We start from the raw sequence: 12,274 nt of genomic DNA on the forward strand, positions 1-12,274 counted from the left end.
GCAGGGGGAGCGGATCAAGGTGATCGACAAACCCTTTGCCCCCAGTAAGCCGAGCAACTACCCGCTCTGGCTGTTTCTGCTGGCGGGCATTGTTGGCGGACTGGGGCTCGGCTGCGGTCTGGCGCTGGTGGCCGAACTGGCGGATGCCAGCCTGCGCCGCTCCGATCAACTGGCCGCCCTGGTCAAGGCGCCGGTGCTCAGCCGCATTCCCTACTGCGAGCCGGTGCCGGACTATCCATCCCACAACGATCAGGCGCTGGATGGGCAGGTGCTGCCCATGTCACCAGAGCCGGGGTGATTGCCGTAAAAGCGGGCTGCCAGCAGGAACCGGAATATGTCTGATTAGGCCTCGTAATGAGGCCTTTTTTATATCATGCAAATAGCGGAGTAAACATCGCGGCATGTCCATAAAAGAGGAGATAGACTTCATTTTCAAATTCCGTTTGTTGACTGTGGTTTTATCCAGTGGTACAAGTGGAGCTGGCATAGGATATTGATAATATCATCACAAATAAGGCGCGGGTTGCTAATGAGCTGTGGCGACATGTAGTAAATAGGAAGTTAGATGGAAGGTAATGATAATACGCTAATAGCACTTTTAGCTAATTACTATTATACCACAAGGGTAAGATATGCAAATTTCGAGAGAGATCTTGATTAAGTTAGAGTCTGGATTAAATGAAATAAAACTGCCGAGGTCTGAAAAGGTGATGATTGCATCGTCTTACTTCTCAATCTGTATGGAGCACCAGAGGTCTATTTTGACACTCATAGAATTAAAACTTTATGGTTCTGCTAGCTCTTTACTTAGATGCTTATTTGAGAGTTATGTGAAAGGACTTTGGTTTCAATATTGTGCATTGCCACAAGACATCGAAAAACTAAGAAAAAATAAGTTCGACAAAAAATTTAGTGCCTTGGTAATTGATCTTGAGAGTAGTCGAAATAGTAATGTCACTGGTTTGTCAAATGCTAAGAAACACATTTGGGAATGTCTAAATAATTATACGCATTCAGGCCCTGCACAAATTGCCAAACGAATATCTGGCTCAAATATTGAGCCAAACTATACAGATGGTTTTGTTAGGGATCTTATTTCCTTTGCTAATAATTATGGGCTTTTAGCAGCGGGACAGTTAGCTTTGTTAAGTAATGATAAAAGTGCACAGCAGCATGTACTTGAAGCTGCAGAGTTGTTGCTTTCGGGTGGTTATAACGAATGGTTCAAGCTCGTAGGTTCGATTAGCCGGTAGGCGTAATCGGACGCTCGCGGTGACACTCCACCTCAATATGGCAATAATGTAACGATCGTTGCCAGTTCGAGAGTGAGTTTTGGGGCGGAGAAGTGGCAAGATAGAAGGGTTTTGGCGAGTTAAAGAAACATATTACAGAAAGGCCGCGAACGTCCGATTACGCTTCGCTAATCGAACCTACGGCCCTCATTTATTCAAAGATCTGAAAGGTGACCTTGGTGATATAGCTGGGTGGATGATCGAGAAACATCCAATGGCAAGCATGGTAAACAAAACCTTGTGAGTTATGTGATAATAGACAATTTAAGAATGATTCCCCACGCTGGGCACTTTTGGTTTGGGGCAAGTATATTGTTTACGGCGCTCTATTTGAGAGTCGTGGTCACGTGGCTCACACCTTAATCGGGAGTTAGCCCTTTTCTCTAAATCGTAATAGGAACAATAATAAATGTTGAAAGGTTCTTCAAATGGCACAGTTTACGCTCACGCTTGGTTTGCGGCATCAGCAAAAAGAACCTTAGAAGCTGATAATTTTGGTGATACTTGTGCGGGAATTACAGTAGTAACGTTAACTGCTTTTATGGTTGAAAGCTATTTTAATTACGTTTGCTCAAAATTATTAAACAAGAGCGAGCTAATTGAAACAGTGCTTGATTCCAATGCACCACTAGATGTTGTCGCAAGGCGTTATGATTGCGGAAAGAACTTGAGCTTCGAACAGAGAGTTGCAAACGCATACGGTATTGATGAACGGTATGAGTTACTCGTTAATAATCTAATCAAATTTTTACACGGGGAAAAATCTAAAAAATTAACAAAGTATTTCGAAGAGAACGGAAAAGATGGTGCTGACTTTACGGAAATAGATAACAAATTTAGAATTCCACCTATTGTCAAATGTAAGGCAATCTTAGATACGGTATCCCGTGACGAGCAAAAAAACCATGATTTTGTAAATGTAGTCGAGCGTTTGTTCTCGGCGAGAAACTCACTTGCTCATGGTAAAACTGAAAATGTAAGCCATACCTTTACCGTAGATGAAGAAGTGTCGCCAGCAAGTTGTCCTTCAGTCATAGCTTCTTGGCAAGAGTCGTGTTCTTTGGAAAAAGCACAAAGTTACTATATAACTTGTGCTGAAATAGTGAACTATATTGGTAAGTTAGCATTAAAAGAAGAACACCCATTATTAATATTGTCATCTCAGCTATCAGGACTACAGGGCGAACAAATTGTTTAAGTGTGATTCGCCACGCGTGGCATTTTTATTACGTGTTTAATTAAGTGATTAAAGTGGTTTACAGGGGGCAGGATTACATTTTTTATCCCACTCAGTTGAGTGTTGATATAGCGTGATAATGATGGCCTTGGCGATCGCCCCCCGGCCTCATCGCCGCCCCAAAAAATCAGGGAGCCATAGCTCCCTAATCGCGACACACGGGGTGATAAATCAGCCGATGGCGGGTGCTAGTTGCCCGTTGACGGGCTGCTGGCGTCCCTGATTACGGCGTTGATAGCGCCAGGCCAGCAGTAGCGGCATACCGAGCAGCAGCTGGGCGGCCAGCGGGATCTCCTCGATGGGGGCGGCCAGTGCCCCTTCCGGAATAATGCCCCCCTCAATTTCGGCCGCCAGTTTGAGCTGCAAGGCATTGCCAAAGTCGGCGAAGGTGGTGGCGTTGATGACAAATGCATCCTGACCGCCCGCCACGTTCTCCACATACCACTCTTGCAGCACCCCATCGGCATAGTCCTGACCTATGGTGATGCCGTTGATGGTATCAATGCCGGAGGCGAGCAGTTGATCCCGCACGGTGGCGGTATCCAGCCCGTTGTTCTGGATACCGTCACCCGACACATCCATCACCTGGCGGGCGGCGGTGAAGTTGTTGGTATCAAACTGCTGGGCACCAAAGGCCATCGCCGAACCGGGGGCCGTCATCCCCGCATAGGGGCGGACCAGGGCATCCAGGGTGGCGGCGAAGTTGTTGATGGAGGTCATGTCGTAGAGGTGGAACCAGTCGGTCATCAGACTTTGCTGGTTGCTGCTGCTCCACATGATCATCTGTACGGCGATGGACCCGAGTTTGCCACCACTGGTGTCGAGGATGGCGCTTTGTACATCCTGACTGTAAAAGGCGTCCACATACCCCTGTAATTGCAGATTGAATTCCGATGAACTGACGCTGCCCGACACATCCATCAGCAGTTGCAGTTCGGTATCGACTTCGGTCAAGGCGTATGCGGGGGAGGTTACCAACAACATCCCCACCAGCCCTGCCAACGGTTTGAGTTTCATTGCTCACTCCTTCTCCCTGGCGCTAGTGCCAGCAGGGGGAATGAATAAAGCGTGCCAGCTTTGGCGAATCCTCTGACTTGGCTTGATCCGGGTGAGGCTGGGCAGGCATGGAACTTGCGAGAACTTGCGTCAGAGGTCAAAAGCGCTGATAACCGGCAGGAGTTGCGATGGAGATCCGTCCCTGGCAGTGGGCACCCAACTGGCTGCTACTTGGTTTGGCCAATCAGTGGGGCATGGTGTGGCTCAATATGGGCCACTTCAACCTGCTGGTGGTGTTGCTGATTGCTATCTGGTGGCAAATTGCATCGCGGGTTGCACCGAGCTGGCGTCCGCATCCACTGGTGCTCGCCCTCTTTATCCTGCTGATCCTGATCCCCAGCGCCAGCTGCAAGGCGCTGGCCTGTCTGTTGCTGGTGGCCTCGCTATGGCGCCGTCATCAGAGTGGCGATGAGCGGGCGGTGTTGCAGATTGTGCTCGCCTTTACCGTGGCGGTGTTGTGGGGGCAGCAGGTGTTTGCCCTGCTCTCCGGCCCTGTGCTGGCGCTCGACGCCTGGGGGGTGGGCCAGTGGTTGCAGCTGCTGGGCTGGGAGACTCGCCTTGATGGCAATCGCATCGAGCGGCTGGGGGGCCATGCACTGATCGTGCTCAAGGGGTGCTCCTCGTTTTCTCAACTCTATCTGGTGGTGCTCTCCTGGCTGGTCTCCTGCTGCTGGCTGGTGCCGGATCGGCCCCTCTACCGGCAGTGGCCCATGTTGCTGCTGGTTTGCCTGCTCTATATCGGGGCCAATCAGCTGCGGCTGGTGCTGATGAGCCTGGATCTGCGCTGGTATGGCTGGCTGCATACCGGCTCGCTGGCCCAGCTCTACCAGTGGGCCATCATGTTGTTGGTGATGACCATCCTCTTTATCCGGGGGCGCCGTGATGCGTCTGTCTAAGGGATATCTGCGGTTGGTGGCGTTATCAGAGCCGGGTGGTCAATATGATGCTGCTGGTGATGACCATCCGCTTTCTAAGGGAGCGCCATGATTCATCTATCTAGGGGATATCTGCTGCTGTTGCTGGTGGCGCTGCTCAGTGCTGCCGCCATGGGCTGGCGTTATCAGAACCGGGCAGTTAACGAGGGGGCCAAGCCCATGCTGCTGGAGCTGGTCCAGTTGGGATGGCGCTTGCGGGTGGCCACGCCGGTATTGGGCGGCACCTATGTCAGCTATCAGCTGGCCCATCCCCGCTGTGACGGCCTGTTGCAGGCCATGCTGGTGGCGCCGGATCAGGAGGCGATGTCAGTGACGCTGGCGAGTGAAGGGATGAGTCAGGGGGTAATGTTTTTAGGCGAGTTGCACCAGAGCCCGCCGCTGCTCTCGTACCGTCTTACCCAGGGTTGGCGCAAATTGTGGGGGCTGACCCCTTATCCCCTATATCGGGTGGCCTTGCCGACCACCTGCCTCGGCCTTATTGCGCCGCCGCTGGGGTGACCGACCCCGATTCACCGTTTGGCAGAATGCGGATCAGCAAGGTATTGGGGGCCAGCATGGGGTCATAGCGGGGCTCCAGTTCAATGGCGCGAGCTCCCAGCAAGCGGGTGAGGGCTGTCAGTCGCACGCTCGCCATCCGCGCACTCTCCAGCATGTCGGTTTGCAGCCCGGGGCCGCTTACCAGCGCAATCCGGGCCGGATCCTTGCGTCCTAAAAACTGATGCAGCAGCTGCTCCTGATCCGCTGGCAGTTGTGTCTCCGCTTGCTGGTACTGCAGTTGCAGCTGGGGCTGTTCGGCCATTTGCTGTTCCCGCAACTGGTTGAGGATTGGCAGGGTCTCATTGACCGGCTTCTGACGGGCGCAACCGGTGAGGATCAGCAGCGGCAACATAAGGGGCAACAGGCGGCGCAGGGCGCTGTCTTTGGCTGTGGAGCGGGGAGTCTGGTTGGCCATACGCAGTCACTTCAGGAGGATGAGTTGGCACCAGTTTGCAATGTTTTCAATCCCTTGGCCAGTTGTTCAATCTCGCGGCGCCACTGGATCCAGGCGGCAGAGGGCAGTTGCTCTGCTACCTGCCAGCGGGTCGGCAGCTGATCCCGCAGGTGCTCCAGCAGCAGGGCAGCCTCGACTTGATAGCGGGCCTCCTGCTCCAGCCAGGCGAGCCAGCGCAGATCTTCGATGGCTTGCTGCAACAGCAACAGATCGTGGGAGAGGCGGTGCGCCTCGCAGGCTTGCGGGCCGAGCAGCATAAAGTCGCTCTCCCGCCCGTCGGTGGGGTCATAGGGCAGGGCGGTGGGCATGCGGCCATGCCACTGCAAATAGCCCTCGGCGCCGCTTTGCCATAGATAGAACCCGGCGGCTCTCGGGGTGCCCAGATTGTAAAACCAGGGGGTGACCTTGTGCTGGCGTACCCGCGCCACATCGGCCTTGTCGGCGCCAAAGCCTGCGTTGATCAGGGCAATCTCCACCTCTGCCAACAGACCAACCTGACCCGGGTGGTTGAAGTGGCCCGCACGGATCACCGCCGGATCCCGCCGTTTCATCTCCCGCGCCAGGGTGGTGATGGCTGGCAGGGTGGCAAGATCGGGCTCATCAAACAGGCTCCATGCCAGCGGCGGCAAGCCGCTGGCGGTCAGCCCCTGTTGCCGCGCCTGCCACTGATCAAGCTGGCTGGCAGGGTCACTCCCCCAGCGCTTGAGCGGGGTATAGGCCAGCAGGGGCGGCACAAAACCGAGCCCCACCGCCTCTCCCATGACCTCCCGCATCCCCGCCTCATCTTGTGGCAGGGCGGGCGAGAGGCCGCTGATCCCGAGTTTGGCGAGCCGCTGCAGATCGCAGCGACTGGCCTCGGCGATCTGCTCTTTTAACGCCTCGGGGTTGGGGCTCAGCCAGTTCAGATAGGGGGGCGCTTCGACATAGATGCCGATCGGCTTGCTGGCCGCGGGCAGGGTCAGCGGCAGCACCTCGATAGTCAGCGGTAACTGCACCAGTTGCTGTTGGCTGAGCAGCTGAATATTGCCGAGATAGCGCCCCGCCGGCGCATCGCGGGGGATGGTGATCTGCAGCACCAGACGCCGAGGTACGTCTGCCAGCAGGGTGAGCCCGGCGATCCCCTCGACCAACTCCTGATCCGAGGGAGCCAGCAGGGTGCCGCTCGCCTGCGGGCGAACCAGATGCCACTTGCCGTAATAGGGGGTCAGCGCCAGCGGCGATCCTGCCTGCTCGGGGGGCTGGATCACCAGCAAGGGGGCCGGATCGTCGGTGGCGGCGTAGATGGCAAACTCCAGCAACAGCTGGCTGCCACGGGCCGCCAGCACCGGTTGTGAAGCCTGCTGCAACGCATCGGCCGCAGATAGCGGGGCGATCTGCAGGGTTGGGGCGGCATCCGCAATTGGCGTGAGGCTCAGTTGCTGCGAAGCAGGGGCTGGGGTTGGGGAATAGGGGGCCAGAGTCCACTTTTCCAAAAACAGCTGGCGCTGCTTGGTCAGCACGATTGCGGTAGCGTCGGCCAATACGGCGAGATCTTTTCCACTATTCGGAAGAGCCTCTTTGCTGGTGGGGATCGGATAGGGGGCAAGCAGCAGCCCTGCCAGGTATTTGGCATCCGGTGAGTGACCCACCAATGTGATAGTGAGCGGGCCGCCGGGGTGGTTCAGGGTGACATGGACCGGGCCGCCTTGACGCGCCCCGAACAGCAGCCAGGGATCCGGATTTGGCAGTGCCTCGCGAGATTGTCCCGCCAGATAGCGCTGCGTTAGCCACTCCTGCGGTTGCCACTGCTCGGCCCAGATGGGCTCGCCATTGACCAGTACGCTGCGCTCGAAGGGGTGGGGCAGGTACTCCCACTCGCCGGGATCATCGAGCCAGAGGGTGAGCTGGTAGCGCCCTTTGGCCAGGTCCAGTCGCACTCCGTCGAGATTGCGCAGCCCATCGCGCACCAGAGCATCGCCGGAGGGGCGCAAGATGGGGGTGGGGTGGCCAATCAGCCGGGGATCCCCCGGGCTCAGGGCCTCAAAGCCGGTAAAGCGGGGCGCAGCCGCCGCCCCCAGATCCAGCGCAATGGTGCCCGCAGGCAGAGTCAGACCGGGCTCCCAGTACCAGCGGTAAATGGTCATTGAGGGGGCGTTATCGGCCATAAAGAGATAGAGCTTGGTGAGTTTGTCCAGCGCCAGTGCTCTGGGTTGGCTGGTGCGCCACTCACTTAAGGCAAAGCGCTGGGTGAAGGGGCCGGGGGCGACAATTCGCTCCAGATTGACCCGGCTACGGTAGTTGACCGAGGCCTCATCATCGATACGCAGGATCAGTGTTTGCGGGCGGGCGCTGGGGTTATGGCCCTCGATCACCAGTTCATCATCGCTCCCTATTGGCCAGTAGTGGGTGCTCAGATCGAGCCGCTGGGGTGTCTGGTTACCTGTCATGGGCAGCGGGGTCTGCCCCTCCAGCCGGGTGGTGGCCATTGCTGCATGGCAGCAGAGCAGGATAACCAGCCAGAGCCCTCTGCTCATCCGGCCAGCCCCTTTAGCCAGTTGTTCAGCTCGGCAGCCTTGTGATCCCAGCTTTGCAGGGCCACCTGCTGCTGGCGAGTGTGGCGCCCTTCGCTGCGGGTGAGCCCCTCCCAGCCACTCTCCTGAAACCAGCTCGGATTGGATTGATCAAAGGCGGCCCGGTTGATGGCCTGGGCCAGGCTCTCTCCATCGTGGGGCAGCTGGATCTGATCCCGATAGCCATCGAGAGCCGGAAAATCGGTGCTGACGATGGGGCGCCCTGCGGCCAGATACTCGCGCAATTTCAATGGATTGCAGGCACGGATCTGGGCGTTGTCGACAAAGGGCAGCAAACTCACCTGCCAGTGCTGGGCATAGGCCGCCAGCGTGTGATGGGGACGGGGCCCCAGCAGATGGATATTGGGGAGCCCCTTGAGGGGGGAGATATCGGTCTGGACCGGGCCAATCAGCACCAGATCCCAATGGGGCAGGGCGGCGGCCGTCTCTGCCAGCAGGGGGATATCAATCCAGTCGCTCAGGCTGCCGTAAAATCCGGCAATGGGACGGCCGGAGGGGAGATCCGCCGGGCGCTCTCTGGGGGGCATAAACAGTTCGAGATCCACACCGTGGCTGAGCAGCCGGGTTTTATGGGGGGGAAAGCGGCTGGCCAACGCGGGGCTGGCGGCCAGAATGAGATCCGCTTTTTCCACCAGTCGGGCCTCGCAGTGGGCGATGGCTTGATGATCCACCCCCGCCAGCGCCGAGAAGTCATCGCCGCAGTAGTAGATGACCGCCCGCTCTTCGAGCTTGCCAATCAGATCGACGGCGCTGGGCAGGGAGATCCAGAGCAAGGGGCGATCCAGCTCGGGCAGCTGACGCCGGATCTGCGCCGCCAGCCAGTGGCCATTGATCTTGCCCGCCAGCCGACTGCCCGGCAGTGGCAAGGCGAGCGGCGGCAGTACCCGAGGGCTGCTGACCTCTGATGGCGCAACCGACTGGCCGCCAGCATGGCGCGCGCTGCGTAGAACCGCCCCCAGTTTGCGGACGATGCGGGTGAGATCATGCAGGGTAAAGCGGGGACAGCGCATGCCGATGGAGTTGACCCAGAGCACTTGATAATCGGGCAACAGACGCTTGATCAGGTGTTGGGTGCTGGAGGGGTGCTGGCCCCAATCCTCGCCCAGCACCACCAGTTGCGGCAGTGAGTGTGGTTTCATGCAAAGGTCTCCGAAGCGTGTGCGGGGCCGCTGTGATCCTGTGGTTGCAAGGGGCGCAGTACTGTGGCCGGTACACCCGCTGCCAGCACACCTGCGGGCAGATCCCGGGTGACGACGCTGCCTGCGGCGACAATGGTGCCCGCGCCTATGGTGACACCGGCCATCACCATCACCCCTGTGCCAAGCCAGACATCCTGCTCCAGCACAATGGCCCCCACCTGTTCATCGCGATCCGGCAGGCCCCGGGCGCGATCGCGGGCGTTGATCGGATGCCCCGGGTAGCCCGCCAGAAAGGCACGCCCTGCAATCCTGACGTTATCCCCCAGCACTATCTTGCTTCCCACCGCCAGGGTGGTCTGCCAGCCAATCCCGACATTGCGGCCAATGACCAGCCGTGGTGTCTGGCTCGATGCCCGGCCGCTGATGGTCATGGCGGCGCTGAGACGGCAGTCGGCGCCGATCTCGATGGTGACCGGACCGCTGATATAGGGGATGCCGCCATAGAGATAGAGGCGCGGGGCGGGGGCCGTCAGGCGAGATTGAAACAAGGGGGTCCACCAAAGGGTGCGGGTCAGGGTCGCCAGCGCGTTGCTGCCCAGCAGATAGAGCCGATAAAGCAGCCGATGCAGGGGAGGGATCACGGGGAGTGACCAGTGGCGGGCACTTTTGGCCAGACGCCATACCCGGCGGGCCAGTGGCGTCTCCCCCTGTTTGGCCCAGCTTTTCATCCGGTGCAGGTTGATGGTGTTCATGGCGACCTCTCCCTTTGGTGCAGTCCGTTGCTCGCTATGCAGAAAGCAGGGATCGGGCCAACAGGACGACCCCAGCGTGATCGGGCCAAATGGGGCTAAGAGGAGGGGCAGATTGCGCCGGTCGGTGCAATTTGCAGCCAGCGTTGTGCAAAACGCAAATGCCAGTCTCATTCTGGGCCTGTTCAGGCCGGTTAAGCCGCACAGAGGGGCTATCGCTTCAGGGCGGGAGTGAGTGGCGTGGGCTTTGCATTAGCGGTAGCTGACCCGAAGCGGGATGCTTCGGGTGGCTGGGAGGCCCTATGAAACTTGGTGTGAACCAGATTGCCATGCTCTATTACGCCGGCGGCTTGCTCCTGATGAAGGGGATCTCCCTGCTGATGCTGCCGGTGCTGACCCATCAGCTGCTGCCTCGTGAATACGGCCAGCTGGAGGTGCTGCTGACCCTCATCAATCTGGGTTCCCTTATTTTGGGCTTCGGGCTGGTGGATGCCCTCTACCGCTTTGCCGGATTGGCGAAAGATGAGCAGGAGCGCCAGCAGGTGGTGGCCCGCATGTTTGGTCTGGTCTGGCTGATCGCCCTGGCCAGTCTGGTGCTGCTCTGGCTGCTGGCACCTCTGGTGCAAGCCGGGCTGCCGGTGGAAACCCGCCTTGCGGATGTGCGCTGGGTGCTTTGCGCCCTGCCGTTTGAAGGGGTGATCGGCGTGCCGCTGGCATGGCTGCGGATGCGCAATCAGGCCCGGCTCTTTTTCGTGGCGACCGCAGGAAAGGCGGTGATCCAGTCCCTGCTGACTGGCTGGTGGCTCTGGCTCGGCTGGGGCGTGAGTGGGGTGCTGGCCTCCGGCACCCTGACCTGCGTTGCACTGGCGCTGCTGCTCAGTCTCTGGCAGTGGCGAGATAGCGGGATCCGCTTTGACTGGCAGCACTATCGGCCGCTGCTGCGCTATGGATTGCCCCTGGTGGTGAGCGGGCTGGCAGGTTTTGCCCTGAGCGGACTGGATCGCTGGCTGCTGGCCGATGTGGTGGGGGAGGCGCTGCTTGCCTACTACGCGGTGGCGGGCAAGCTGGCGCTGGCGGTGGGGCTGTTGCTGCAACCCTTTGCTCTCTGGTGGTATCCCCGCCGTTTCATGCTGCTGCGCGAGCCGGATGGACTGCGGCTCAATGCCCACTACAGCGTGATGGGGTCGGTACTGGGGTTTGTCACTGCGGGGATTGTCGGGCTTACCGCCCCCTTGCTTATTCGCTGGCTGACTCCGGAGAGCTATCATGGAGCGATCGCCTATATTCCGCTGCTGGTGCTGGGTATGGCGGTGCGCAATGTTTCGGACTTGCTCAATGTCGGCTGCTTTAGCGGCGAGAAGAGCAATGCCCAGATGGTGATCAATCTGGGCTGCAGCGCCCTTGGGGTAGCAGGCTTTCTGCTCGCCATCCCCCCCTTCGGGGTCGCCGGGGTGATCTGGACCCTACTGCTGGTCTATCTGGTGCGGGCGCTGGCCTTTTATCTGGTGAGCCAGCGGTTGCTGCCGCTGCCGTATCGCCTCTCGACCCTCTGGGCCAGTTCGCTCGGGGCGCTGGCGATGGTCTGGCTCGGCCAATGGTGGGCAGGATCATGGCTCGTCTAACGCCAGCCATCTGGGCAAGCGCCATCTGTCTGGTGCTGGCACTGCTCTGGTGGCGGCTGCCCCATCCCTTGCTGCTGCCGGTGCTCGGCCTTGCCATTCCCGCCATCTGGTTTGCCCTGCGCTGGCCCTTCTTGATGGTGCTGGGGTTTGTCACCTTCTCCTTCTTTCGGCTGCATGAGGTGTTCCCCCAGCTCTATCCCCTCAAGATCCCGCTGCTCTTCTCGCTGGCCGCCATCGGCGCGCTGGTCTGGCACATTTTGCTGACCGGCCGGATCAAGCGCTACTGGAGTCCAGCGCTGAGCTGGCTGACGGCTTTCTTTGTGATGGTCTCCATCGGTGTGCTGTTTGCCAGCAACCGGGGCGAGGCGATCGCCACCTGGACCGGCAGTTACAGCAAGATCTATCTGATGACCCTGGCCACCGCCTGGCTGGTGCGCACCCCAGGGGATTTTGCGCTGGCGGTGCGTACCTTCGTGGTAGCGGGCTGTCTGGTGGCGTTGGTGGCCCTCTACAACAAGGCGAGCGGGATCGGGCTGGTGGAGGGGACCCGGGTGACCATAGGGCGCGAGCTGGGCTCTGTGCTGGGTGATCCCAACGATCTGGCGCTGGTGCTGCTCTTTCCTGCCGGCTTTTCGCTGAGCTTGCTGCTCAATCAGGGCAATGGGGTGGGAGGGCGTTTACTG

The 12,274-nt window shown here is 58.7% G+C and carries 10 protein-coding genes and 2 pseudogenes; 7 read left to right on the top strand and 5 right to left on the bottom strand.

Going from position 1 to position 12,274, the window contains the following annotated elements; translation table 11 throughout:
- The 3 genes and pseudogenes from AB5Y92_RS04530 to AB5Y92_RS04540 form a co-directional block, all read left to right on the top strand.
- Nucleotides 1-298, top strand: a pseudogene (locus AB5Y92_RS04530) (chain-length determining protein); the annotation flags it as partial.
- Between the two features lie 355 nt (nucleotides 299-653).
- Nucleotides 654-1,253 carry a hypothetical protein gene (locus AB5Y92_RS04535; RefSeq protein ID WP_368225742.1) on the top strand — a complete coding sequence of 200 codons (600 nt, stop codon included), beginning with the start codon at nucleotides 654-656 and terminating at the stop codon, nucleotides 1,251-1,253.
- Nucleotides 1,254-1,701: 448 nt separating this feature from the next.
- Nucleotides 1,702-2,490, top strand: a complete 789-nt coding sequence (locus AB5Y92_RS04540) for a hypothetical protein (RefSeq protein WP_368225744.1) — start codon at nucleotides 1,702-1,704, stop codon at nucleotides 2,488-2,490.
- A 210-nt stretch (nucleotides 2,491-2,700) separates the two neighbouring features.
- Here AB5Y92_RS04540 and AB5Y92_RS04545 read toward each other — a convergent pair whose 3' ends face one another.
- On the bottom strand, nucleotides 2,701-3,546 hold the full coding sequence (locus AB5Y92_RS04545; protein ID WP_368225746.1) for a DUF1194 domain-containing protein: 846 nt from the start codon (nucleotides 3,544-3,546) through the stop codon (nucleotides 2,701-2,703).
- A 167-nt stretch (nucleotides 3,547-3,713) separates the two neighbouring features.
- Between AB5Y92_RS04545 and AB5Y92_RS04550 the strand changes: the two genes are divergently transcribed.
- Together AB5Y92_RS04550 and AB5Y92_RS04555 are read left to right on the top strand one after the other, a co-directional pair.
- A complete protein-coding gene (locus AB5Y92_RS04550; protein ID WP_368225748.1) occupies nucleotides 3,714-4,481 on the top strand; it encodes a hypothetical protein in 768 nt (255 codons plus the stop codon).
- Nucleotides 4,482-4,568: 87 nt separating this feature from the next.
- Nucleotides 4,569-5,018 carry a hypothetical protein gene (locus tag AB5Y92_RS04555; RefSeq protein WP_330124595.1) on the top strand — a complete coding sequence of 150 codons (450 nt, stop codon included), beginning with the start codon at nucleotides 4,569-4,571 and terminating at the stop codon, nucleotides 5,016-5,018.
- On the opposite strand, the gene AB5Y92_RS04560 is transcribed toward AB5Y92_RS04555, so the two are convergent.
- Genes AB5Y92_RS04560 through AB5Y92_RS04575 form a run of 4 tightly spaced genes read right to left on the bottom strand, consistent with a single transcriptional unit; the run spans nucleotide 4,996 to nucleotide 9,972 of the window.
- A complete protein-coding gene (locus AB5Y92_RS04560; protein ID WP_368225750.1) occupies nucleotides 4,996-5,472 on the bottom strand; it encodes a hypothetical protein in 477 nt (158 codons plus the stop codon). The two genes, AB5Y92_RS04555 and AB5Y92_RS04560, sit on opposite strands and share 23 nt — an antisense overlap.
- Before the next feature lie 11 nt (nucleotides 5,473-5,483).
- Nucleotides 5,484-8,024: a hypothetical protein gene (locus AB5Y92_RS04565; RefSeq protein ID WP_368225752.1), complete on the bottom strand. Its 2,541-nt coding sequence runs from the start codon at nucleotides 8,022-8,024 to the stop codon at nucleotides 5,484-5,486.
- Nucleotides 8,021-9,220 (bottom strand): glycosyltransferase, encoded by a 1,200-nt coding sequence (locus tag AB5Y92_RS04570; protein ID WP_368225754.1) that lies wholly within the window; start codon nucleotides 9,218-9,220, stop codon nucleotides 8,021-8,023. The genes AB5Y92_RS04565 and AB5Y92_RS04570 overlap by 4 nt, the downstream gene beginning before the upstream one ends.
- The gene (locus AB5Y92_RS04575) at nucleotides 9,217-9,972 is read right to left on the bottom strand and encodes an acyltransferase (protein WP_368225756.1); all 756 of its coding nucleotides are present in this window, start codon (nucleotides 9,970-9,972) and stop codon (nucleotides 9,217-9,219) included. Before AB5Y92_RS04575 ends, AB5Y92_RS04570 begins: the two co-directional genes overlap by 4 nt.
- 299 nt (nucleotides 9,973-10,271) lie before the next feature.
- Between AB5Y92_RS04575 and AB5Y92_RS04580 the strand changes: the two genes are divergently transcribed.
- Together AB5Y92_RS04580 and AB5Y92_RS04585 are read left to right on the top strand one after the other, a co-directional pair.
- Nucleotides 10,272-11,591 (top strand): lipopolysaccharide biosynthesis protein, encoded by a 1,320-nt coding sequence (locus AB5Y92_RS04580; RefSeq protein WP_368225758.1) that lies wholly within the window; start codon nucleotides 10,272-10,274, stop codon nucleotides 11,589-11,591.
- Nucleotides 11,579-12,274: pseudogene (locus tag AB5Y92_RS04585) on the top strand (oligosaccharide repeat unit polymerase); the annotation flags it as partial. The gene AB5Y92_RS04580 and the pseudogene AB5Y92_RS04585, both read left to right, overlap by 13 nt.

Source organism: Aeromonas sp. R1-1 (assembly GCF_040908495.1).
GTDB lineage: Bacteria > Pseudomonadota > Gammaproteobacteria > Enterobacterales > Aeromonadaceae > Aeromonas > Aeromonas veronii.